Here is a 22770-nt window from a genome sequence, read left to right on the forward strand (position 1 = left end):
TAGACGTCCTGAACAGTGTTTAAGGGCGCCGGGGAGGGGCTGAAAAGAATCAAGCGGGGCTGGCTGCGAATCCCATCGCAACCAGCCCCGCTTAGAGCTTTAGAACTACTTCAGTTCCATCAGGACATCGCCCTTGCCGACACCTGAGCCAGCCTCGGTAGCCAGACCCGTGACAACGCCGTCCTTGTGAGCCTTGACTGGGTTTTCCATCTTCATGGCCTCAAGGACAACCACGGTGTCACCCTCGGAGACTTCCTGGCCCTCTTCGACGTTGACCTTGATGACGGTGCCCTGCATCGGAGCAACCACAGCGTCACCGGAAGCGGCCTTCTTGGAACCGCCAGCGCGCTTCTTCTTGCTCTTCTTCTTGGCACCAGCGTTGCCGCCGCCCAGAGCCAGGTCGCCCGGCAGGGCTACCTCGACGCGGCGACCGTCGATCTCGACGACAACCTTCTGAGCCGGAACGGTGTCGGTGTCAGCGTCGGAGTCACCGTCGTACGGAGCAATCGGGTTGTCCCATTCCTCTTCAATCCACTTGGTGTAGACGTCAAACTTCTCGCCATCGCCGACAAACGCCGGGTTCTCCACAATGTGGCGGTGGAACGGAATGACCGTTGCCAGGCCCTCAACCTGGTACTCGGACAGAGCACGAGCGGAGCGGCGTAGGGCCTCTTCGCGGGTCTCGCCCCAAACAATCAGCTTGGCCAGCATGGAGTCGAACTGGCCGCCGATGACGTCGCCCTCCTTGATGCCGGTGTCCATGCGGACACCCGGGCCGGACGGTTCGACGTACTTGGTGATGGTGCCCGGAGCCGGCATGAAGTTGCTGCCGGCGTCCTCGCCGTTGATGCGGAACTCGAAAGCGTGACCGCGCATCTCCGGGTCTTCCTTGATGGACAGTTCCTTGCCTTCAGCAATGCGGAACTGCTCGCGGACCAGATCGAGGCCGGTAATTTCCTCGGTGACCGGGTGCTCCACCTGTAGACGAGTGTTGACCTCGAGGAAGTTAATCAGACCGTCAGCGCCAACCAGGTACTCAACGGTGCCCGCACCGTAGTAGCCAGCCTCGCGGCAGATGTCCTTAGCGGACTGGCGCAGGCGCTCATCCTGCTCCGGGGTCAGGAACGGAGCAGGTGCTTCCTCGACGAGCTTCTGGAAACGACGCTGTAGCGAGCAGTCACGGGTGGAGGCGACAACGACGTTGCCGTGCTTATCAGCGAGAACCTGGCACTCGACGTGGCGTGCCTTGTCCAGGTAGCGCTCGACGAAGCACTCACCGCGACCGAAGGCGGCAACGGCCTCACGGGTAGCGGACTCGTAGAGGTCAGCGACCTCTTCCATCTTGTGTGCGACCTTCATGCCGCGGCCACCGCCACCGAAAGCGGCCTTAATGGCGATTGGCAGACCGTGCTCCTTGGCGAACGCGACGACCTCGTCTGCATCCTTAACTGGCTCCTTGGTGCCTGGAGCCATTGGAGCGTCAGCCTTCAGCGCGATGTGACGAGCGGTGACCTTGTCGCCCAGGGCGCGGATGGACTCTGGTGACGGGCCAATCCAGATCAGGCCAGCGTTCTCAACAGCCTCAGCGAAGTCTCCGTTCTCCGACAGGAAGCCGTAGCCCGGGTGGATGGCATTAGCGCCAGACTTCTTTGCGGCGTCCAGAATCTTGTCGAAGACTAGGTACGACTCAGCGGAAGTGGTGCCACCGAGAGCAAAAGCCTCATCCGCCATGGTCACGAAAGGAGCGTCCGCATCCGGCTCAGCGTAAACGGCGACGGAAGGAATGCCTGCGTCCTTCGCAGCGCGAATAACGCGAACGGCAATCTCGCCACGGTTGGCGACGAGAACCTTCGTGATTTTTTCAGTGGTCTGCTCGGACACGAAATCCTCCATTTTTCGTGGGCACCCCGAGAATTGGCCCTCGGGGCAAGGTTGCGACAGTCATTTGTAGGAATCACAAGCAGCACTGCAGTTAACTGAGCGGTGAACCGCAATGCGGTTAACCACGCGGTAGCTAACAGCGTGTGACCCAATGTCTCCATTGTGTCACAGGTGCGGTAAGCAACCTCTTTTTGCTCGCTACATAAGGGGGTAGGGATTGTGGTCTTGAGCAGCATTCAAGTGGTCATGGGGGCAGCTGAAGTGGCTATTTTCCGCCCAAAAACCTAGGTTTGTGGTTAAAATTATCACCCAAGAGTGCAACTGCCGCCCCCTTGATTGGGGGCGGCAGGGGGAAACTAAATCTCCGATGTAGCGTCAGCCACTGACGCTGGAAAAACGGTGGGGGAAGCGCCCACCGGTTGCATCGATCGCCTACAGGCTTCCCGGCTCCGAACCGTGGGCAATGGGCATGCCAATCATGTTGCCCCACTCAACCCACGAGCCGTCGTAATTGCGAACATTCTCGTGGCCGAGCAGGTGGTGCAGTACAAACCAGGTGTGCGCGGAGCGCTCGCCGATGCGGCAGTAGACAATCGCCTCATCTTCAAATTGGACGTGCGCGTAAATCTGCTCGAGCTCTTCGCGATCGCGGAAACGCGAGTTCGGGTGAACGGACTGATTCCATGGAATGTTTACCGCGGTTGGAATATGGCCACCACGCAGGACACCTTCTTGCGGGTAATCGACCATGTGGGTTCGCGCACCGGCATACTCCTCCGGAGTGCGTACGTCGATAATCGGAGCCTTTCCAATGAGCTCACGTGTATCGCTGAAGTAGGCGCGCAGTGTCTTGTCGTCGCGCTCGACGACAGGGTAGTCAGTGCGTGGGTAATTGGGGACCTCGAAGCTCGTGTCTCGTTCTTCAGTCATCCAGGCATCGCGGCCACCGTTAAGCAGGCGCACGTCGGGATGCCCAAAAAGCTCGAAGACCCAGAGTGTGTAGGCGGCCCACCAGTTGGACTTGTCGCCGTAGATTACGACGGTGTCATCGCGCGAGATACCCTTCTCGCGCATGAGCTCGGCAAAGCCTTCGGCGTCGATATAGTCGCGGCGCACAGGATCGTTGAGGTCGTGATGCCAGTCGATGCGAACCGCGCCCGGAATATGTCCAATGTCGTAAAGCAGTGAGTCCTCGTCGGATTCAACAACGCGCAGACCGGGAGAGCCCAGTCGGGCAGCAAGCCAGGAGCTAGAGACGAGGCGCTCAGGGTGGGCGTACTGCTGGAACTGGGGGTGCGGGTCGTGCGGAACAGCCATCGGATACTCCCTTGGCGCAAGTTGGGTGGGTGGGACTTTCTGACGTTTATCGTCAATTGCATATCTAGTTTACGGGTCGCGTGGCGAACGGCGGAATAGTCCCCAGTGTGAGCGCTTTCCGACGGCAACAATTGCGTCCGCGGCCACCCTGGGATACGCCTCACAGTTGGGGGTAAAAGCAGTGTTTTCAGCGCGCTTGGAGTCCAGGTAGTGCCCTAAAATTTAGCTGAGAGTTAGCGCAAAAACTGTGTTGATTCGTATCACTGGAAAATGGGCTGAAATGGGCTATCTGCCTGGGTATTCGCTGCGTTACGGAGACAATTGAGTGCCGGAAGTCCATGTATTTTCTTAAAAGGAGTGCCTGTGCACAAGAACATTGTTGTATTCGAGATCGAGGGCGGCTCGGACAAGTACTTCGACGGACACCGCAAGGACACCATGCCAATCGTCAACGCTATCCGCGAAGCCGGTTGGTCCGCTGAGGTCGTCTACTACCGACCGGAGTGGAACGACGACCTGTACGACTACGTCTCCCAGAACTTCGACGGCTACATCTCCCGCGTAAACCCGGGCAACATCCCGGGTGGTGAGAGGGGCTACTTCGAGCTTCTGACCAGTCTCTCGGTCGCTGGTTTGGTTGGTATGTCCACCCCGGGCGAGATGATGGCCTACGGCGCAAAGGACGCACTGGTCAAGCTCAAGGATACTGACCTGGTTCCGTCTGACACCGCTGCTTACTACGACGTCGAGGCATTCCACAGCACTTTCCCGACCTCCCTGTCCTACGGCGAGCGCGTCCTTAAGCAGAACCGTGGCTCCACCGGATCCGGCATCTGGCGCGTGCGCATCGCTGACGAAGAGGTTGCTAAGAACGTTGAGCCGGGCACCCCGCTGCCGCTAAACACCAAGCTGAAGTGCACCGAGGCCGTGGACAATCACACTGAGACTCGTGAGCTCGGCGAGTTCATGGATTTCTGCGACCAGTACATCATCGGCGATAACGGCATGCTTGTGGACATGCGCTTCATGCCGCGCATCACCGAAGGCGAAATTCGCATTCTGCTGGTCGGCCCGCACCCGGTCTTCGTGGTTCACAAGAAGCCGGCCGAGGGCGGCGACGCTTTCTCCGCAACCTTGTTCTCTGGCGCGAAGTACACCTACAACAAGCCGGAAGAGTGGCAGGACCTCATCGACATGTTTGCTGAGGCTCGCCCGGTCATTGCCGAGAACCTCGGTGGCGACAATATCCCGCTGATCTGGACCGCTGATTTCATGCTGGCAGACGGCGAGAACGGCGAGGACACCTACGTTCTCGGCGAGATCAACTGCTCCTGTGTTGGCTTCACCTCCGAGCTGGATATGGGTATCCAGGAGCTTGTTGCTCAGGAGGCCATCAAGCGCGTTGAGGCTGCTAACAAGTAGTCTCAACAGCTAGGAAAACCGCACCAATTTGGTGCGGTTTTTTGCTTTACGACGTCCTTGCGATGCCTACCTATTCCAGAACTGGGAGACCGAATAGCCGTAGCGATACAGAGCTCGGCGCACGACAGGTAGCGACAGTCCGATCACACTGGATGAGTCGCCATTGATGCCATCGACAAACCAGCCGCCTAGAGCCTCCAAGGTAAACGCGCCAGCGCACTTCAGTGGCTCGCCCGTCGCAGCGTAGGCACGGATGTCCTCTTCTGGGACTTCGGCGAAATCGAGGGAAGTAATCGCTACCTCAAGGTGCTCGCCCTTTGGTGTCACGACACAGTGACCAGTAATCAGCTCAGCCGTCCGGCCACTCTGTTGGTGCCAACGCTCAATGGTCTTTTCTTCCGTGTGGGGCTTGCCCTGCAACTGCCCGTCGAGAAGCAGCATTGAATCCCCTCCAATGACAATGTCATTGGGGTAGGCCGGAGAGGCAGCGTGTGCCTTGGCCTGCGCGAGTTCCTCGACGATGCGTACCGGCGATGCGTCCGGAAGGGCTGTGATTACGGCATCCTCGTCGACGTTGGGCGCTACTGTGATGGGCTCGATGCCTGCAGAGCGCAGAATGTGCAGTCGCGAAGGGGAAGTGGAAGCCAAGACGATTCGGGGGCTGCTCATAGTTAGTGATTTTAGTGAGGGCGGAATCGTAAAGCCTAATTTTTGTGGCAAACATGCGTGGGGTTGGCCCGATTGTAAGAACAGGCAGATTTTTTTAGATGGCAGCTGCCTTCTAGTGATGTAAAGTAAAGTGGACATCAAGTTAAAGAAAGTACACAGATGAGTGGGGAAGAACGTTCGAACCAGGTCAGGAGATACCGACGCTGGTTGGAGCTGAGCCAAGCGGATTTAGCCGCGAAGGTGGAGGTCTCGCGGCAAACCATTGCAAATATCGAGCGGGGAAATTACTCGCCTTCGGTGTATTTGGCGTTGCGTATCTGCAAGGTACTGGGAAAAACAGTCGAAGAAATTTTTGGTGAGGAAGGATACTGACAATGTCCTATGCGGATGTCGTAATTGAACGCAACAGCGCCACGGTGGACGATGAGTATCAGCAGATGTTGCTGCATAAGTCCTACACGTACGGGTTCACAATGATGATGTGGGCTAATTACGTGCTTGCAACGGTACTGATTTGGCTCATTCCAGAGCCAAAGATGGTGGGCGTGACAGTGGCAATCATCTTGATGCCGCTGGTTGGACTCCTGTTTTCGCAGCGGTGGTTGCGACGTCAAGTGCCAATGCCGAAGATTAATGGTCTTACAAAAGGCGAGATTGCAGCACTCGTAGCCGTCATTGGGCTGTGGCTGATTGGTTTTATCAGAGTGCAAATGCTCTCTGAGGCAAGCGCTGGTGGGGCACTATCGGAATCGTGGGGATTCATTGCCGGCGCTGTGGTGGGTGCTGCCATCGGTCTGGCGTTTGTGTATTTCCTGTTCAAGGTGGTGTGGCCGGTAGCTCGCAACCGTGATCAGCGTCGGCTGGACCGGGAGCTCGATGACGAGTTTGATGGCGAGTCGCTGGGTGAACAGCGCTAGTAATAAGCAGTGGTCAAGGCTAAGGCAGTAACAAAAACCAAAGCGCCACCATCGGAAAACCCGATGGTGGCGCTTTGTGCTAGCGAATCGACGCAGCTAGCGTGCGGTAACGACTACGCGGTAAGCGGTAGCTGTACTAGTAGAAATGGACGTTGCGGAACGTGCCCGGTACGTGCTGGTGCGGCTGGTGGAAACCCTCTTCCAGCCGACCCCAGTTGTTGCGCGGGCCGCGGTCCTCTGGGGCACCGCCGGCTGCTGCCATACCTGCGAACAAAAGCGCGAGCGTGGCGGTTTCAGCGTCTGACGGGTTGCCCTTGAGGACGGACATGAACGGTGCAGCCGGGGCTGTAGCGGCGTCCTTGTCTTCGGTTGCTGGGGTGTTTTTGGAATCGGTCACAGCGGAATGTTCCCATGCTTCTTGGCGGGTACGTTAACAACCTTGCGATCCAGCAGACGCAGACCCTCGATGATCTGACCGCGGGTCTCGCTCGGCGGGATAACGGCGTCGATGAAGCCGCGCTCAGCAGCCATGTACGGGTTGACCAGGGTGGCCTCGTACTCTGCCTCGTACTCCTTCTGCAGTGCGACGACGTCCTTGCCCTCGGCTGCAGCAGCCTTGAGCTCCTTGCGGTAGATGAAGCCGACAGCGCCGGAAGCACCCATGACCGCAATCTGAGCGGTCGGCCATGCCAGGTTGATGTCAGCGCCCATGTCCTTGGAGCCCATCACACAGTAAGCTCCGCCGTAGGCCTTACGGGTGATGACGGTAATCTTCGGGACGGTGGCCTCAGCATATGCGTACAGCAGCTTGGCGCCACGGCGGATGATGCCGTCGAACTCTTGGTTGGTGCCCGGCAGGAAGCCTGGAACGTCAACCAGCATGATGATCGGAATGTTGAAGGCGTCACAGGTGCGGACGAAGCGAGCCGCCTTCTCGGATGCCTTGATGTCGAGGCAGCCAGCGAACTGAATCGGCTGGTTGGCGACGAAACCGACCGAGCGACCTTCCACGCGACCGAAGCCGATGACCACGTTCTGTGCGTAGTCCTCCTGAATTTCCAGGAAGTCCTCGTCGTCGACCAGACGGGTGATGACGTCCTTGATGTCGTACGGCTGGTTTGGGGAGTCCGGAATCAGCGTGTCGAGCTCGAGGTCAGTCTCAGTGATGTTGTCAGCGATGGAGCCCTCGAACGGCTCAGCCTCCATGCGAGGAGCCTCAGCGCGGTTGTTGGACGGCAGGTAGCTGACCAATTCCTGAACGAAAGTCAGAGCGTCTTCGTCATCAGCGGCGGTGTAGTGCGAAGTACCGGAGGTGCTCATGTGAGTACCAGCGCCACCCAGCTCTTCCTGTGTGACCTCTTCGCCAGTGACGGTCTTAATAACGTCCGGGCCGGTGATGAACATCTTGGAAGTGCCATCGACCATGACAATGAAGTCGGTCAGAGCCGGGGAGTAGACGTGGCCACCAGCGCAGGCGCCCATGATCAGGGAAATCTGTGGGATAACACCAGAAGCCTGGGTGTTTCGGAAGAAGATCTGGGAGTAGAGGCCGAGGGAAACAACGCCCTCTTGGATGCGGGCACCAGCACCCTCGTTGATGCCGATAATTGGGACACCGGTCTTGATGGCCAAATCCATGATCTTGACAATCTTTTCACCGTAGACTTCACCGAGCGCGCCACCGAAGATGGCGCCGTCCTGCGAGAAGACACAGACCTGGCGGCCATCGATGGTGCCGTAGCCTGTCACAACACCGTCAGTGACAGGGCGCTTGGCATCGAGGCCGAAGTTCTTGGAGCGGTGACGTGCGAGAGCGTCAACCTCCACGAACGAGCCCTCGTCCAAGAGGAACTCGATGCGCTCACGAGCGGTCATCTTGCCCTTGTCGTGGACGCGGTCAATGCTGGCCTGGCCCATTGGAGCCTGGGTCTCTGCGAGACGGGCTCGCAGATCGGCCAGCTTTCCAGCAGTAGTGGTCAAATCCGGGGTTTCACCGGTTGATGTATTTGCGGCAGTCGTCATACCAACTAGTTTACGTTTCGAAAACGGGGGGAGGTAGTTGGGGGCAATCGCTGTTAACAAAAGTAGGGGTAATGACTAGCTCGTTGTACAGCAAAAAGCCTGCTCTTACAGTGGAATATTGCCGTGCTTGCGCGCAGGCCACGGTACTTTCTTTGAAGTTAGAAGGCGCAGATTTTTTATCACCCGAGTTCGTGTCTCGGAGGGGAGGATGACTTCATCAATTAACCCCCGTTCGGCGGCGCGATAAGGCGTGAGCATGTGTTGCTCGTATCCCATTTCCAGTTCAGCAATGAGTTCTTTCACACTCTCGGGAGTGCCAAATCTATCGGCCGCTGGGTCTGCTGCGAGAGCTGCTTCGGTGGCGGTTCGAATCTCGGCACGATGGAGGAAGCGTACTGCGCCAGAGGCGCCCATCACGGCGATCTGTGCCGTCGGCCAAGCCAGATTTACATCCGCGCCGAGCCCCTTTGATCCCATCACGCAATACGCGCCGCCATAGGCTTTGCGCATGGTGACGGTGATTTTAGGAACGGTTGCTTCTGCATACGCATAGAGCAATTTAGCGCCACGGCGCAGAATTCCCTGGTGTTCTTGATTTGAACCGGGGAGAAAGCCGGGTACGTCTACGAGAAAGACGAGTGGAATGTTGAAACAATCGCAGGTTCGGACGAATCGCGCGGCCTTCTCCGCTGCATCGATATCTAGGCAGCCCGCGAATTCCATGGGCTGATTAGCGACAAACCCAACAGATTGACCGTTGAGACGGCCAAGGCCAATCACGACATTGGCTGCCCGGTTTTCCTGGATTTCCAGGAACTCCGCATCGTCGCAAAGCGCGTAGATGACTTCATGCACGTCGTACGGCGTGGATGGGCTGTCGGGAATGAGACTGTCGAGGGTGCGATCGAGGTCGGTGATTTCGTCACTGGCATCGGAATCCCAGCTGGGCGCGGGGGAGGTTGTGTTGTTGGGGAGGTAGTCCAGCAAATCGCAGACCCAGTCGAGTCCATCCTGCTCGCTAGTGGCGGTGTAGTGGGAGTTTCCGGCGATCTCCATATGGGTGTCGGCGCCGCCGAGCTCGTGTTGGCTGATTTTTTCGCCAGTGACTGTTTCGATTACGTCAGGGCCGGTGACGAACATACGGGAGTTTTCCTCCACCATGACAACGAAGTCCGTCAGTGCTGGGGAGTAGGCATTTCCGCCCGCACAGGCACCAAAAATGACTGAAATCTGCGGAATGACGCCGCTGGCGCGAACGTTGTGGTGGAACGTCTGGGCAATAAAGTCAAGTGAGACTGCGCCATCTTGGATACGGGCGCCGGCGCCTTCGTACATGCCAATAAGGGGGCGGCCGGTAGTGATGGCAAGTTCCTGAATCTTGACCATCTTTTCGCCGTAGACCTCTCCGAGTGCACCACCGAAGATTGTGCCGTCCTGAGAGAAGATGCAGACCTCACGGCCGTCTATGGTTCCCCAGCCGGTGATGATTCCGTCGGTCACGGGGCGTTTGGCTTCCATTCCAAATGCGGTAGTGCGGTGGCGGGCTAGTGCATCGAATTCGACAAAAGACCCTTCGTCCAGCAGGTAGTCAATGCGCTCGCGGGCATTCATTCGCTCAGTCAGTTTGAGCTTGTCGTAGCCTCGCGACCCCATCGGAGTCAGTGCAGCAGTGCGTCGGCGTAAAAGGTCTTCATTGAGAAAAGCGGTGGTGTGTTGCTCCGCCGCCAAACGTGAGGAAATAGTCATGTTATGGAATGTAGTGTTTGGGAAGGAAAATAGTAAAGCAGGCGAGCTGTGATGATTCTCACGCTGTCGAGCTCTTGAGAAAGGCCACGACTCAGTGAATCCGGCCATGACGCTAGACTGCTGTGCATGACCGACCCCAGAATTGTTGCTTCCCGCAAGCCTCTTGACGCCACGCGTGTGCGCGCAGCCGCGCCGGGCTGGAGTTCCATTGAGGTTGTCGAAACCACTGGTTCGACCAATGCCGATCTTCGGCAACAGGCGGCACTGGGGCAGGCGGCAGATCTCAGTGCGCTTATCGCCTCGGAACAGACCGCAGGTCGCGGTCGACTGAGCCGTAGTTGGACGGCCCCGAAGGGTGCGTCCATTGCACTCAGCGCAGTGCTGCGCCCGGAAGGGCTCGCACCCGAGCAACTGGGTCTGTTGCCGTTAGTCGCGGGCCTCGCAGTCGTCGATACTGTGGTGGAAGTTGCGGGTCTTGCGCCTGAGCGCGTTTCCCTGAAGTGGCCGAATGATGTCCTGGTTGACGGTCGTAAGCTCTGCGGAATTCTGGTGGAGGCCGCGTCGCTGACACCGCCAATTCTCATTCCGGGAATCGGCATCAACGTTTCCCTGCAGGAAGATGAGTTGCCGGTGCCACACGCCATTTCGCTATACCTGGCGGGAGCGGAAAACCTCGACCGCGATGACATCTCCGCTGGTGTGCTGCGGGCGCTGGGACGTCGTCAAGCACAGTGGCGAAAGGGCGATGCTGAGCTGCTGCGGGACTACGAGGCGGTGTGCGCGACCATCGGATCGAACGTGCGCGTGGAGTTGCCGGGAGACCGCGTGCTGGTGGGCAAGGCGGTTGGCGTGCGTGCCGACGGCGAATTGATCGTCACCGACGAAGCTGGCACAAGTCACTTTGTTGCGGCCGGTGACGTGTTCCATGTTCGCGCCACTGACGGCGGCTATGCGTCCCCGCAGGCTGATTCGGAGCGGGGGTAGTGCTGTATGGCCTTTCCCGATGATGAGTTGGACACGCGCGAGGCAATTCTGCTGGACACCAATCCAACTTTTGGTCGGCTGGTGTGGCCGCTCTTGGAACTCATGGTTATCACCGGCGTCTGCTGGTTACTGATTGGGTTTATCGACGGCCCTGCGATTGCTCCGGGAGATTTGCAAGGTGTGCGTCAGCTGCTGCTCTTCGCGTGGCTGGGGCTTATTCTCTGGCGCGTCGTTCGTCCGGTACTAAGTTGGCTGGGGGAGCGGTTTGTACTGACTGATAGGCGAATTATTCTGCGCCGTGGCATTCTGCGCCCGCAGGTGGTCTCGATTGATTTGCGTTCGGTGCGTGCGGTCAATCGCAAGGGCGGCGTGCTGTATCTGCACACCCGCAGTTTCGGCCCGCCGCTGGCTGTGGAAGATATTCCCAGCTCTCGTAAGGTGGCTAAGTTGGTCTCCCGGTTGACTTAGAATTTTGGGTCATAACCTACAATCAGGGGTGTGATTGCTTCGGATACCCCTGAAAACCCCACTAATTCCACTTCTGATTCCGCTGCAGCGCTAACTGCTGCGCAGCATCCCGCGCATGCTGATGGCGTGCCGGTTGTAGCGGTGATTGGTGACGGTCAGCTGGCTCGTATGATGCAGACTGAGGCCATTGAGCTGGGACAGTCCATCCGTTTGCTCGCCGGTTCGCCGGATGCTTCCGCGGCGCAGGTGTGTGCGGACGTTATCATCGGCGACTACCACGTCTGGGAAGATGTTGAACGCGCTGTCGCCGGTGCGCAGGCCGTGACTTTCGACCATGAGCACGTTCCCACCGAATTCCTCAACAAGCTGACCGAGATGGGCTACTCGGTTCAGCCTCAGCCGTCGGCGTTGCTGTACGCGCAGGATAAGCTGCTGATGCGCCAGCGCCTGGAGGAACTGGGCGCTCCAGTACCTGCCTACGCTGCAATTGAGTCCGCCGAGGATGCCGAAGCATTCTTCGACCGCGTTGACGGTGCCGTCTGCCTGAAGGCCCGACGTGGCGGTTACGACGGTCACGGCGTGTGGTTCCCGAAGGACCGCGAGGATCTGCGCGCGCTTGTCGACGAACTGCTGGGCAAAGATGTGCCGCTGATGGCCGAGCGGAAGGTCGCGCTGGTTCGTGAGTTGTCAGCCATGTGTGCGCGCACACCGTCGGGTGAGGTCAAGGCCTGGCCGGTCCTCGAGTCTGTGCAGCGTGACGGCATCTGTGTTGAGGCAATCTGCCCGGCGCCAGGGCTTGCCGACGACCTTGCGAGAGCGGCCGAAAAGCTCAGTGTGACCATCGCTTCCGAGCTGGGAGTAACCGGCGCGCTGGCAGTTGAGCTGTTCGAAACCGTCGATGCTGACGGCAATCCGGAGATTTTTGTCAACGAGTTGGCCATGCGGCCACACAACACTGGTCACTGGTCGCAGGACGGCTGTGAGACCAGCCAGTTTGAGCAGCACCTGCGTGCAGTTGCTGACATGCCACTGGGTTCCACTCGCCCGACTGCGCCGGTGACGGTAATGGTCAATACGCTCGGTGGCGATGAGGCCTCGGATGTACCTATTTCACAGCGTTTTGCTGAGGTATGGCGTCGTTTCCCATCAGCGAAGATTCACTGGTACGGGAAGGATTGGCGCCCTGGACGTAAGCTGGGGCACGTCAACCTGTGCGGCTACGACGCAAGCCCGGAAGGCATCGCGGAGACCCGGCGGGTTGCCAACCTCGCTGCTGGCTACATCGTCGATGGCGTGTGGGCAGACGGCTACACCGCATAGGTGGCTGGCGCTGTATAAGAATTAGATTGCTATCTCAAGGAGACAACATTGGCTGAAGCAAACCAGGTGGCAAGCCCGAAGTTGGCCAACGTAACCGGTCCGCTGGTCGGTCTGATTATGGGGTCGGACTCGGATTGGCCGACCATGGAGCCCGCAGCGGAGGTCTTGGCTGAGTTCGGAATTCCCTTTGAGGTAGGTGTGGTCTCTGCACACCGCACTCCGGAACGCATGATTGACTACGCAAAGTCCGCCGCTGACAAGGGGCTGCGCTGCATTATCGCTGGCGCCGGTGGTGCAGCACACCTGCCGGGCATGGTTGCGTCGGCCACTCCGCTGCCGGTTATCGGCGTGCCACGCGCGTTGGAGAACCTGGAGGGTGTCGATTCCCTGCTGTCAATCGTTCAGATGCCGGGCGGCGTTCCGGTGGCAACCGTCGGTGTGGGCGGCGCTAAGAACGCTGGCCTGCTGGCTGTGCGTATTCTCTCGGCCGGTTACCCGGAGCTCATTGTGGCGATGGAGAACTACCAGGCCAACATGCGCGATCAGGTCCTGGAAAAGGACGAGCGTCTGCGCAAGAAGCTGATGGGTGAGTAGGGCGCGCAACCAGCCCCGAACTACCCGCGCATATGAACTGCGGGGTAGTGGAACGTGTCCGGGTCGGCGGTCTCCCAGGCTTCGGCCCAGTTGTGGAAGCGAGTTCCGCTCAGCAGCTCGCCTGGCTGCAGCCAGTTGTAGAGCTCCGCGTAGGTCTCACCGACCTGCTCATTGGTGCGCCGCAGCAGGTGGGACGGCCCCAGCTCAGAGAAGCTATTCAGGCCCATCGATGCCAATAGGCTAGCTGCTTCCGCGACCGTGGCATTGTGATAGTTGGCCACACGCTGACCCTTGTCGTCGACATCCAGGGCCTTCCACAGGCTCGGATCCTGGGTAGCCACACCCACCGGGCAGGTGTTTGTATGACATAGCTGAGATTGGATACAGCCGGTGGCCATCATCATGCCGCGAGCCGAGTTCACAAAGTCAGCACCGATGCACATGCGCTTCACAATATCGAAGCCAGTAATGACCTTGCCGGACGCACCGAGCTTAATGCGATCTCGCAGACCGGCACCTACGAGCGCGTTATGGACGAGAATCAGGCCGTCGGTAAGCGGCAGGCCAACGCGGTCGGAGTATTCCAGCGGTGCAGCGCCGGTGCCGCCTTCAGCGCCGTCGACGATGATGAAGTCCGGGGTGATGTTCTCTTCCAGCATGGCCTTGCACACGGCGAGGAACTCAAGCTGGGAGCCAACACACAGCTTGAAACCGACCGGCTTGCCACCGTTGAGCTCGCGCATGGTGCCCATAAACCGAACAAGTTCACGCGGGGTGGAGTAGACGCGGTGGTACGGCGGGCTCATCACACCCTTGCCAACTGGTACGTGGCGAGTAGCCGCGATTTCCTCATTGACCTTGTGACCTGGCAGCATGCCGCCGAGTCCAGGCTTTGCGCCCTGGCTAACCTTCAGATAGGTTGCCTTGACCTGCGGAATCTTAGCCTTTTCGCGGAAGAGCTCCGGATCGAAGTCGCCATCCTCGGTACGCGCACCGAAGTAACCGGAACCCAGCTGCCAATAGAGGTCGGCACCATACTTCAAATGGTAAGGGCTGATAGCGCCCTCGCCGGTGTCCTGTACGAAGCTGCCCAGCTTCGCGCCCTTATTCATTGCCATGACAGCGTTAGGGGACAGAGAGCCGAAACTCATGGCTGAGATGTTGAAGATAGACGCTGAGTACGGCTGGGCGCAGTCCGGACCGCCAATATCTACGCGCGGATCCTCGATGACGTGCTGGCTCGGCGCCATCGAGTGGCGGACGTACTCGTAGCCGGGCGCATTAATCTTTCGCTCAGTACCGAATGACTTCTTCGAGGACAGCCCCTTCGCACGCTCGTAGACCACGGTACGGGTATCGCGGTCGAATGGAGCGCCGTCGAAGTTGCGTTCGATGAAGTACTGCTGCATCTCAGGGCGAATGGTCTCACCCATGTAGCGCAGATGGCCGATGACCGGGAAGTTCCGCAAGATGGAGTGCTTCCTCTGAAGCATGTCATAGATAGCCACAACATCCAGGAAGAGGATGAAGGCCATCAGAATCCACCACCATGGGCTCAGATCCCATACAGCCAGTGCGCCCAAGACGTTGATGAGGGCGAGAATCGCAAGAATATATGGTCGGGTAATCACGGTTTCCAGGTTATCGCGACTACTTAGAGCGCTTCTCGACGGGACAGCTGCGACTAAATCACACGGGCTTTTTCGGCCGTAGAAATAGCAGTGACACGCTCGCTATCGCCACCGCGCACGACGACGGCAGCACCTCCACGAACCCAAGCCGACAGCACATTACATGCCCATTTATCTGCGGTGACCTGTGAAGAATCAGGCACCAGCCAGCCGTCGGAAACGACGCGGGAACCGGGCGTGAGCTGCATCTCGTCCGCATAATCGCCAGCAGATGAAAGCAGTTCTGCAGCCGACTTTTCCCCAATAACGGGGGTTTGGTCGGAGTCCGGGCCTGCGCCTAGATATGCGTCTGGGTGGAAACGAACTTCCGGACCAAAGTCAATGACTCCCGGTGGAATATCATCACCGCATTCCACGACACCGCGGCCAAAGGGATCGTCGGTAAGCACTGCGAGGTAGGCATCTGGGAACTTCTCTTCCCACGTGCTGACGTTGCTGACAGTGGTGAATACGACCAGCGGCTCCTCATCGCTAACGGTGACGCCAGCACGCTCGCAGCCCAGGATGATGCAGGCGGACTGCCAAATCAACGGCAAGTCAATCCATACTTGGTCTCCGGCGACGAGGTCGAACTCATCGTGCAGCATGTTGGCGATCTTGCTGGCCCAGTTGTCCAGAGTTTGGGCCGATAGATCAGTACGACCGCCGGTAGTTTCGTCATAACAGGTCAAACGAGGCACGGACGGGTCGGCCTCGAGAAGTGTCTTCAGAATCTCCACGCCTCCAAGGGTAACGAGATTCTCTCCAGGCCGTCGGGAAGAGTCCCCTAACTCAACAGCAGGGTGAACAAAAGGACCGTCGGCAAGCAGGCGATTGTCGTAATCACGCCACAATCGCGCGCCTGTTCAAGGTTCCGGCCGAAACGGGAGGCGAAGGTGTAGACGTTCTGGGCTGTCGGCAGGCCGGCGATAATCACAGCTGCCAGCAGCGCATGCCCGCTGAGACCAAAGACAAAATGGCCGAACAGGAGAGCCAGCGCGGGGTGCAGGAAAAGCTTCAGCGTAGACGCCACCACGACGGCGCGACGAGGGGAGCGGCCGGCTTCCATAAACGGCATGCCATGCAAACTAATACCGAAGGCCAAAAGTGCCATTGGCACCGCGGCCTGCCCCAATAGCCCCACTGGATGCGCTACGAACTGAGGTAGTTTGATAGCAAACGCATTAACCGCAAGTCCCACCATCGCCGCCAGAAAGATCGGGTTCTTCAGCGGTGCCATGATGACATTGCGCGGTCGGAAATGGCCGCGGTTAGTGAGGATTTCCAGCACGGTCATGGAAGCGGGCGCATAGAAGGCAATCTGAAAGATAAGGGCTGGGACGACGGCGGTAGCGTCGTGAAGCACTGCGACAGCGATGGGCACGCCGAGATTAGCGACGTTGTTGTAACTCGACGACATCGCGCCGACCACAGCATCGGCGCCGCGCTGTTTGAACATGGGTGCCACAAAGATCCGGTAAAACGCCGCCGTGCCAAGCGCCGACAGTGCCGCGACGCCAAACGCCGAACCGAAGATGCTCGCCGAATCCGCCGTCGCGAGCGTGTGCGCGAGCATGCACGGCATCGCAATCCAGAACACGACCATATTCAGGGTAAAAGATGCCCGCTTATCGACGATCTCACTGCGCCCAAACAACCAGCCAACAATGATCAGTACTGCGACGGAACCAAAGCCGGTGAATATTTCGGTGAGAGCGGGCATAAGTGCATATTTTAGACAATAAAAAACGGACCCAATCCAATCCCCTTGGTGGGGAAGGACTGAGTCCGTTTTACGCTGTTATCGCATGTATCGTCATGCGGCCAGCGCGTAAATAAGGCCTTTCGGCGGGTATTCGAATGATCGGCTCCCGCCGACCAGCCATCTTTAGCGGCTGGTGAACGGCAGGAGTGCCATCTCGCGGGCGTTCTTCACAGCGGTAGCGACCTGGCGCTGCTGCTGCGGAGTCAGACCGGTGACGCGGCGGGAACGAATCTTGCCACGGTCAGAGATGAACTGGCGGAGCAGGTTAATGTCCTTGTAATCAACCTTCTCAACGCCTGCGGCCTTGAGCGGGTTCTTCTTCGGGCGGCGGGACTGCTCCATCCGCGCCTTCTTGTTAGAGTGATTGCGCTTCATTGGTGCTCCTCGACTTACCAGCTGGACTTACGGACGCCCGGGAGTTCGCCACGGTGGGCCATCTCACGAACGCGGACACGGGACAGACCGAACTTGCGGAGGTAGCCGCGCGGGCGACCATCTGCAGCGTCACGGTTGCGGACGCGAATCGGGGACGCGTCACGCGGCTGACGGTTCAGCTCGTACTGTGCGTCCATGCGCTCTTCGTCAGTGGAGTGCGGGGACTTGATGATGCGCTTCAGTTCAGCGCGACGTTCTGCATAACGAGCGACGATTTCCTTGCGCTGCTCGTTCTTGGCAATCTTGGACTTCTTAGCCATGAATTAGCGCTCCTCGCGGAATTCGACGTGCTTGCGGACAACCGGATCGTACTTCTTAATGGTGATACGGTCCGGGGTATTGCGCTTGTTCTTACGGGTCACGTAGGTGTAACCGGTGCCCGCAGTGGACTTCAGCTTGATGATTGGACGAATGTCATTACGTGCCATTTTTTAGATCTTCTCCCCACGTGCACGAATCTGAGCAACAACAGCCTCGATACCGTACTTGTCGATGGTCTTCAGACCCTTCGGGGACACATTCAGAGTGATGTGACGCCCCTCAGAGGCGAGGTAGAACTTCTTACGCTGCACGTTGGGGTTCCAACGGCGCGACGTGCGCCGGTGGGAGTGGGACACGGTCTTGCCGAAAGACGGCTTGCGTCCCGTAACCTGGCAAATCGCCGACATAGGGATTCCTTTGCTTCCTTGCCGCCCAATGCCGACATCACTGGTGCGCCACGCCGGACTATTGAATAACCGAGGAATCCACCTGGCCTTTTCCGGGGCGCTGCCCACTGACACTCGACGCTGAGCGCGTAAACGAATAACTAGACAACAGCGAGAGAACAGTTTACACACGAGTTGCGGGATAACCTAATCGCTGTTCCACTGTGGTTTTCTCGGTGCGACTCTCGAGTGTCGTCATAGAGTTCGTGCTTGTCGACGGGCGTTAGTGCAGGGCCCTTTTTTAATTTTCGGGCTCGAGCCTGTAATATTCCATCGAGTGTCACATGCCGGTTTATAGAAATATTGACCCGGTGCGTGTCATTGTAAGTCGTGTTCGTACCCAACTCAGGCACGATTCTCTCACTCTTAGCTGGGGGAAAGCGACCTGAAGTTCAATCCTGAGGGAAACGAGAATTAATGAAGAAGGACATCCATCCTGATTACCACCCGGTGGTTTTCAAGGACGCAGGCACGGGTCACTCTTTCCTTACCCGTTCCACCGCCACCTCCGACCGCACTGTCGAGTGGGAAGACGGTAACGAGTACCCGCTGATTGTCGTTGACGTCACCAGCGAGTCGCACCCGTTCTGGACCGGTGCTCAGCGTGTCATGGACACCGCTGGTCGCGTCGAGAAGTTCCAGCGCCGTTACGGTAACCGCATTCGCCGCGCGAAGAAGAACTAAGAATAGGAGGGGAATAAGAAAATGGCAGTACCAAAGCGTCGCATGTCGCGTGCTAACACCCGCGCTCGCCGTTCCCAGTGGAAGAGCAACAACGTCGCTCTCCAGGAAGTCAAGGTAAACGGCCGCGTCTACAACGTTCCTCGTCGCATCGCCAAGGCTGTTCAGCTCGGCCTGGTTGACGTCGAGAAGTTCTAACGCGCATCTTTTAGGATGCTGACAACGTTCCTCGCTGAACCGCGAAGCGCTTCGCGCGCCCAGAGTGCGTTCAGTGCGTAAGGAACAGTTGATAAAGAGCTTTTTAAACCTCACCCCATCGCTTGTACTCGGCGATGGGGTGAGGTTTTTCAGTTCTATGGCCAGGTTTTATGGGAGCACTCTCACGAAGAATCTGTGTCACATTTACACTCACCTTATATTTTCAAGGCACAATGGGCAGTATGAAGATTTTGGTAGTTGATGACGATCAAGCGGTACGCGAAGCGTTGCGGCGATCGTTGACTTTTAATGGCTACACGGTCGAGCTCGCCGAGGATGGCGCAGAGGCCTTGGAAAAGATTGCCAAGGATCGTCCGGATTTGGCTATTTTGGATGTCATGATGCCGAAGCTGGACGGCCTGGATGTTTGCCGTCGGCTGCGCAGCGAAGGCGATGATCTGCCGGTCATGATGTTGACTGCACGTGATTCGGTCTCCGAACGCGTAGCTGGTCTTGATGCCGGCGCAGATGACTACCTGCCCAAGCCGTTCGCATTGGAAGAGCTGCTCGCTCGTGTCCGTTCGCTACTTCGTCGTTCTGCTTTGGAAGTGCCTGCGATGGAGGATGCCGCAACTCTGCAGTTTGAGGATCTCTCCCTGGACCCGGAAACTCGTGAGGTCTTCCGCGGTGAACGCCGCATTAGCCTCACTCGTACAGAATTTGCGCTGCTGGAATTGCTGATGAGCAACCCGCGGCGTGTACTCTCCCGTACCGCCATCTTGGAGGATGTCTGGGGCTATGACTTCCCGACGTCCGGCAATGCGCTGGAGGTCTACATTGGCTACCTGCGGCGCAAGACGGAGGCAGAGGGAGAGCCGCGTCTGATTCACACCGTTCGTGGTGTCGGTTATGTGATGCGGGAGACCGCACCGTGATGTTGCGCCGTCGTCGTTCGACCGGCGGTGGCGTGCAATCAAATCAGCGTTCTGCCACGGAGGCCAATCCGGGGCAAGGTACCGTCGGTAAGCAAGAGAAGTCCGCGAATACTGAGACGATGGCAGGGGAATCGCTTCCCGGCCTGCCGCGGAGCTCGCGTATCCCTTCGCTGCGTTGGCGGCTGACTATTCTGACAGCGCTCATTGTGGCGATGTCGGTGGGGCTGATGACGCTGGCTGCTTTTTTTACTGTGCAGGCAGCGCTATACCGCGAGGTGGACAGTAACCTCCGTAACCAGGCGGAAAAGCTGCTGATGTCACCGTACGCTTCGGAGTTTGCCATTGGCCCCTCCTTTGAAGCGGACTCGAACAGGATTCTGAACCCCGATCTGGACGCGGTGTACTTTGCCCACGGCAGTGTGGCGGGCAAAGGCGGTGGCTCAATCTCTATTGGTGGCCCCGAACTTGCGGTGTTGCGGGGGAATCGACAGGAATCGATTCGCACCGATGAGTACAACGGCCGTCGTGTATACGCCGTCCGCTCCGAAGACGGTGCGACGCTGATCCTTTCGCAGGATCTGAGCTCGACGCAGTCGGTCTTGAAAGCGCTCAGTGCAGTGCTGCTGAGTATCTCTGCTATCGGAATCCTCTTCGCAATCGGATCAGGTATTACGGTGGCAACAACGGGTCTGCGCCCGGTCACTCGGCTGCGCATTGCTGCGGAGCGGGTGACGGAAACCGACGAGCTGCGCCCAATCCCTGTGGAGGGCGACGATGAGCTTGCGCGCTTCACCCGCAGCTTCAATGAGATGTTGGCTGCACTTCAAGCGTCGCGCATTAAGCAGGCGGAGCTGGTTGCAGATGCTGGTCATGAGTTGAAGACTCCGCTGACGTCGTTACGCACAAATATTGAACTGCTGATGATGGCCTCCCGTTCGGGAGCGGCAATCTCGGATGAGGATCGCGCGGATCTGGAAGCTGACGTCATCGCACAGCTGGAAGAGCTGTCGACGCTGGTCGGTGACCTGGTTGATCTGGCACGCGAAGATGGCCCGCAACAGGTTATTGAGCATGTCGATGTCGACGAAATCATTTCCACGTCGCTGGCGCGTGTTGAGCGTCGTCGTCCGGACATTACTTTCGATGTGCAGACAGCTCCGTGGTATGTCTACGGGGATTCGGCGGGTCTTGGTCGCGCAGTTTTGAACTTGATGGACAATGCTGCAAAGTGGTCGCCAGAAAATGGCACCGTGCGGGTTCGTCTGACGCCGCTCAGCGAGGTTGTTGCTGAATTCACGGTGGCGGACTCGGGGCCAGGTATCCCGAAGGAAGATCGAGACAAGGTCTTCGAGCGTTTCTACCGTTCCATTCAGTCGCGGTCGATGCCTGGATCCGGCCTGGGCTTGGCCATTGTGAAGTCGGTCATCGTCCGCCACGGGGGTACGATTACTGCCGATGAGTCCGATGATGGCGGTGCCTTGATGAGAGTAACGCTGCCGGGCAGTCCGCACAGCGGAAAAGGTGACGACTCCGATTCCGCTCAAGAGCCTAGCTAGAAACGCATAACCCCACGTCAAAGCTGATGTAATCCTCGCTGCGCGCAGCCTTTTAAGGAAGTGCGTGGCGGGGATTCGGTGTTTCATTCGGGGAATTTTCGGCGAGACTGCAGACTGCTCTCAGCCAATTGTTAGACAGACAGTGCAAGGTATTACGTATGAGCAACTCTTTCAACGATTCCTCGCGAGGAGATGAGCGGGGACACTACTCCTCGCAGTCTCACAACTTCAGCGAGAACCGTGCCATGGGGAATGCTGGTGAGACAAACCAGTTTTCTGCCGACGAGCGCGGCTGGGAGAATTCCCACTACAACACCATCCCGTCTCAGCCGAACGGCGCTTACGGAGGCGGTTCAGAGTGGGATGTTGCGGCCAATCAGCAGAAGACCAAGGGTGCCCAGGGGGCTAAGGGCATGGGGGCGCTGGCAGTCGCTGCCCTGATGCTGTGCTCGGCCGGTATTGGTGGCGGTGTCGGCGCATGGGTAGTTCACAACTCGCAGTCGTCGGCTCCCGCGGACAACGCGCTGGATAAGCCTGCGGAAACCCGTCAGGTAGCAGCAGCTGAGGGGTCCGTGGAGAAGGTCGCGCAGAAGGTCCTTCCCAGTGTCGTCTCCATCACCACTGTCTCGGAGCGGGGCACGGCGTCGGGCTCAGGTTCCATTCTGTCGTCCGACGGCCTGGTGCTGACGAATAATCACGTCGTCGCAGGCGCAGGTCCGGACGCACATATGGAAGTCCTGCTTTCCGACGGCACCACGCACCCGGCAACTCTGGTTGCAGGGGATGCAGCGACTGATATTGCCGTTATTCGAATTGAAGGTGTTAACGGGCTGCGCCCAATCTCTCTGGGTAACTCCTCGCAGGTCCAGGTTGGCCAGGAAGTGGTGGCCGTTGGTTCGCCACTGGGACTGACCTCCACTGTTACGCAGGGCATTGTCTCCGCTAAAAACCGTCCAGTGACCGCCGCTGGTGAAGACGGTCAGTCCTCGGTCATTGATGCAATCCAGACCGACGCGGCGATTAATCCGGGTAACTCCGGCGGAGCGCTAGTGGATATGGAAGGCAACCTCATCGGTGTGCCCAGCGTGATTGCCTCTAACAGTGAGGCATCGGAACAGGCGGGCAGCATTGGCCTTGGTTTCGCAATTCCGGTTAATCAGGCTCGTCGCATAGCGGAAGACCTGATTGATTCCGGTAAGGCGCGGATGCCTGTCATTGGTGCCCAGATTGATTCGCGTCCGATTGCACGTGGTGCACTGGTGCGAGAGGTAACGCCAGACGGCCCAGCTGATAAGGCGGGACTGAAAGATGGTGACCTGATTACCAAGGTTGATGACCGCACACTTGACAACGGCGTTGCACTAATTGCGGCTATTCGGTCGCATCGGATTGGGGATTCTGTCACACTTACAGTTACAGATGAGCGAGGCGGCAACGAGCGAACGGTCGATGTCACCTTGGTAGAAGCCCAGGATTGATAGGC

25 protein-coding genes are annotated in these 22770 nt (G+C 58.3%); 12 read left to right on the forward strand and 13 right to left on the reverse strand.

Going from position 1 to position 22770, the window contains the following annotated elements:
- Nucleotides 1–105: 105 nt before the first annotated feature.
- Nucleotides 106–1893 carry an acetyl/propionyl/methylcrotonyl-CoA carboxylase subunit alpha gene (locus HMPREF2751_RS02665; RefSeq protein WP_042388874.1) on the reverse strand — a complete coding sequence of 596 codons (1788 nt, stop codon included), beginning with the start codon at nt 1891–1893 and terminating at the stop codon, nt 106–108.
- Nucleotides 1894–2313: 420 nt separating this feature from the next.
- On the reverse strand, nt 2314–3198 hold the full coding sequence (locus tag HMPREF2751_RS02670; protein ID WP_049189714.1) for a sulfurtransferase: 885 nt from the start codon (nt 3196–3198) through the stop codon (nt 2314–2316).
- A 363-nt stretch (nt 3199–3561) separates the two neighbouring features.
- Here HMPREF2751_RS02670 and HMPREF2751_RS02675 point away from each other — a divergent pair, with 363 nt between their 5' ends.
- Entirely contained in the window at nt 3562–4620 is a 1059-nt protein-coding gene (locus HMPREF2751_RS02675) for a Cj0069 family protein (protein ID WP_070595342.1), read from the forward strand.
- A 66-nt stretch (nt 4621–4686) separates the two neighbouring features.
- Here HMPREF2751_RS02675 and HMPREF2751_RS02680 read toward each other — a convergent pair whose 3' ends face one another.
- A complete protein-coding gene (locus tag HMPREF2751_RS02680; RefSeq protein ID WP_016423286.1) occupies nt 4687–5289 on the reverse strand; it encodes a Maf family protein in 603 nt (200 codons plus the stop codon).
- Between the two features lie 159 nt (nt 5290–5448).
- Here HMPREF2751_RS02680 and HMPREF2751_RS02685 point away from each other — a divergent pair, with 159 nt between their 5' ends.
- Together HMPREF2751_RS02685 and HMPREF2751_RS02690 are read left to right on the forward strand one after the other, a co-directional pair.
- On the forward strand, nt 5449–5661 hold the full coding sequence (locus HMPREF2751_RS02685; protein ID WP_048733637.1) for a helix-turn-helix transcriptional regulator: 213 nt from the start codon (nt 5449–5451) through the stop codon (nt 5659–5661).
- Nucleotides 5662–5663: 2 nt separating this feature from the next.
- On the forward strand, nt 5664–6206 hold the full coding sequence (locus tag HMPREF2751_RS02690; RefSeq protein ID WP_049193052.1) for a hypothetical protein: 543 nt from the start codon (nt 5664–5666) through the stop codon (nt 6204–6206).
- 136 nt (nt 6207–6342) lie between these two features.
- On the opposite strand, the gene HMPREF2751_RS02695 is transcribed toward HMPREF2751_RS02690, so the two are convergent.
- The 3 genes from HMPREF2751_RS02695 to HMPREF2751_RS02705 all read right to left on the reverse strand — a co-directional run bounded on the left by HMPREF2751_RS02695 (nt 6343) and on the right by HMPREF2751_RS02705 (nt 9974).
- Complete coding sequence (locus tag HMPREF2751_RS02695) at nt 6343–6603, reverse strand: acyl-CoA carboxylase epsilon subunit (protein WP_016423284.1); 261 nt, start codon at nt 6601–6603, stop codon at nt 6343–6345.
- Nucleotides 6600–8228, reverse strand: coding sequence for an acyl-CoA carboxylase subunit beta (locus HMPREF2751_RS02700; RefSeq protein WP_016423283.1), 1629 nt, complete (start codon nt 8226–8228; stop codon nt 6600–6602). Before HMPREF2751_RS02700 ends, HMPREF2751_RS02695 begins: the two co-directional genes overlap by 4 nt.
- A gap of 105 nt (nt 8229–8333) precedes the next feature.
- Complete coding sequence (locus HMPREF2751_RS02705; RefSeq protein ID WP_070595343.1) at nt 8334–9974, reverse strand: acyl-CoA carboxylase subunit beta; 1641 nt, start codon at nt 9972–9974, stop codon at nt 8334–8336.
- Between the two features lie 126 nt (nt 9975–10100).
- Here HMPREF2751_RS02705 and HMPREF2751_RS02710 point away from each other — a divergent pair, with 126 nt between their 5' ends.
- The 4 genes from HMPREF2751_RS02710 to purE all read left to right on the forward strand — a co-directional run bounded on the left by HMPREF2751_RS02710 (nt 10101) and on the right by purE (nt 13340).
- A complete protein-coding gene (locus HMPREF2751_RS02710; RefSeq protein WP_048733626.1) occupies nt 10101–10958 on the forward strand; it encodes a biotin--[acetyl-CoA-carboxylase] ligase in 858 nt (285 codons plus the stop codon).
- A gap of 6 nt (nt 10959–10964) precedes the next feature.
- Nucleotides 10965–11426 (forward strand): YdbT family protein, encoded by a 462-nt coding sequence (locus HMPREF2751_RS02715; RefSeq protein WP_069359648.1) that lies wholly within the window; start codon nt 10965–10967, stop codon nt 11424–11426.
- Between the two features lie 30 nt (nt 11427–11456).
- Nucleotides 11457–12746 (forward strand): 5-(carboxyamino)imidazole ribonucleotide synthase, encoded by a 1290-nt coding sequence (locus tag HMPREF2751_RS02720; protein WP_083304393.1) that lies wholly within the window; start codon nt 11457–11459, stop codon nt 12744–12746.
- A 117-nt stretch (nt 12747–12863) separates the two neighbouring features.
- Nucleotides 12864–13340, forward strand: coding sequence for a 5-(carboxyamino)imidazole ribonucleotide mutase (purE, locus tag HMPREF2751_RS02725; protein ID WP_049171375.1), 477 nt, complete (start codon nt 12864–12866; stop codon nt 13338–13340).
- Nucleotides 13341–13360: 20 nt separating this feature from the next.
- Here the strand turns inward: purE and HMPREF2751_RS02730 are convergent, their stop codons facing one another.
- The 7 genes from HMPREF2751_RS02730 to rpmB all read right to left on the reverse strand — a co-directional run bounded on the left by HMPREF2751_RS02730 (nt 13361) and on the right by rpmB (nt 17878).
- A complete protein-coding gene (locus HMPREF2751_RS02730; protein ID WP_070595344.1) occupies nt 13361–14971 on the reverse strand; it encodes an FMN-binding glutamate synthase family protein in 1611 nt (536 codons plus the stop codon).
- A 53-nt stretch (nt 14972–15024) separates the two neighbouring features.
- A complete protein-coding gene (locus tag HMPREF2751_RS02735; protein ID WP_049171307.1) occupies nt 15025–15750 on the reverse strand; it encodes a TIGR03089 family protein in 726 nt (241 codons plus the stop codon).
- Between the two features lie 47 nt (nt 15751–15797).
- A complete protein-coding gene (locus HMPREF2751_RS02740) occupies nt 15798–16733 on the reverse strand; it encodes an AEC family transporter (protein ID WP_049189712.1) in 936 nt (311 codons plus the stop codon).
- Between the two features lie 165 nt (nt 16734–16898).
- On the reverse strand, nt 16899–17150 hold the full coding sequence (rpsR, locus tag HMPREF2751_RS02745) for a 30S ribosomal protein S18 (RefSeq protein ID WP_005511410.1): 252 nt from the start codon (nt 17148–17150) through the stop codon (nt 16899–16901).
- A gap of 14 nt (nt 17151–17164) precedes the next feature.
- Nucleotides 17165–17470 (reverse strand): 30S ribosomal protein S14, encoded by a 306-nt coding sequence (gene rpsN / locus HMPREF2751_RS02750; protein WP_005511414.1) that lies wholly within the window; start codon nt 17468–17470, stop codon nt 17165–17167.
- A 3-nt stretch (nt 17471–17473) separates the two neighbouring features.
- The gene (gene rpmG / locus HMPREF2751_RS02755) at nt 17474–17638 is read right to left on the reverse strand and encodes a 50S ribosomal protein L33 (protein ID WP_005511413.1); all 165 of its coding nucleotides are present in this window, start codon (nt 17636–17638) and stop codon (nt 17474–17476) included.
- Nucleotides 17639–17641: 3 nt separating this feature from the next.
- Complete coding sequence (gene rpmB / locus HMPREF2751_RS02760; RefSeq protein WP_016423274.1) at nt 17642–17878, reverse strand: 50S ribosomal protein L28; 237 nt, start codon at nt 17876–17878, stop codon at nt 17642–17644.
- Between the two features lie 456 nt (nt 17879–18334).
- On the opposite strand from rpmB, the gene HMPREF2751_RS02765 reads away from it, so the two are divergent.
- From HMPREF2751_RS02765 to HMPREF2751_RS02785, 5 genes are all read left to right on the forward strand, one after another.
- Nucleotides 18335–18601, forward strand: a complete 267-nt coding sequence (locus HMPREF2751_RS02765) for a type B 50S ribosomal protein L31 (RefSeq protein WP_005511390.1) — start codon at nt 18335–18337, stop codon at nt 18599–18601.
- 21 nt (nt 18602–18622) lie between these two features.
- The gene (rpmF, locus tag HMPREF2751_RS02770; RefSeq protein ID WP_005511439.1) at nt 18623–18796 is read left to right on the forward strand and encodes a 50S ribosomal protein L32; all 174 of its coding nucleotides are present in this window, start codon (nt 18623–18625) and stop codon (nt 18794–18796) included.
- A 242-nt stretch (nt 18797–19038) separates the two neighbouring features.
- Entirely contained in the window at nt 19039–19731 is a 693-nt protein-coding gene (locus HMPREF2751_RS02775; RefSeq protein WP_005511429.1) for a response regulator transcription factor, read from the forward strand.
- Nucleotides 19731–21287: a sensor histidine kinase gene (locus HMPREF2751_RS02780; protein WP_016423272.1), complete on the forward strand. Its 1557-nt coding sequence runs from the start codon at nt 19731–19733 to the stop codon at nt 21285–21287. The genes HMPREF2751_RS02775 and HMPREF2751_RS02780 overlap by 1 nt, the downstream gene beginning before the upstream one ends.
- A 158-nt stretch (nt 21288–21445) precedes the next feature.
- A complete protein-coding gene (locus HMPREF2751_RS02785) occupies nt 21446–22765 on the forward strand; it encodes a S1C family serine protease (protein ID WP_070549887.1) in 1320 nt (439 codons plus the stop codon).
- Nucleotides 22766–22770: the final 5 nt, after the last annotated feature.

The sequence above is a fragment of the Corynebacterium sp. HMSC063G05 genome (assembly GCF_001810555.1).
GTDB lineage: Bacteria > Actinomycetota > Actinomycetes > Mycobacteriales > Mycobacteriaceae > Corynebacterium > Corynebacterium jeikeium_D.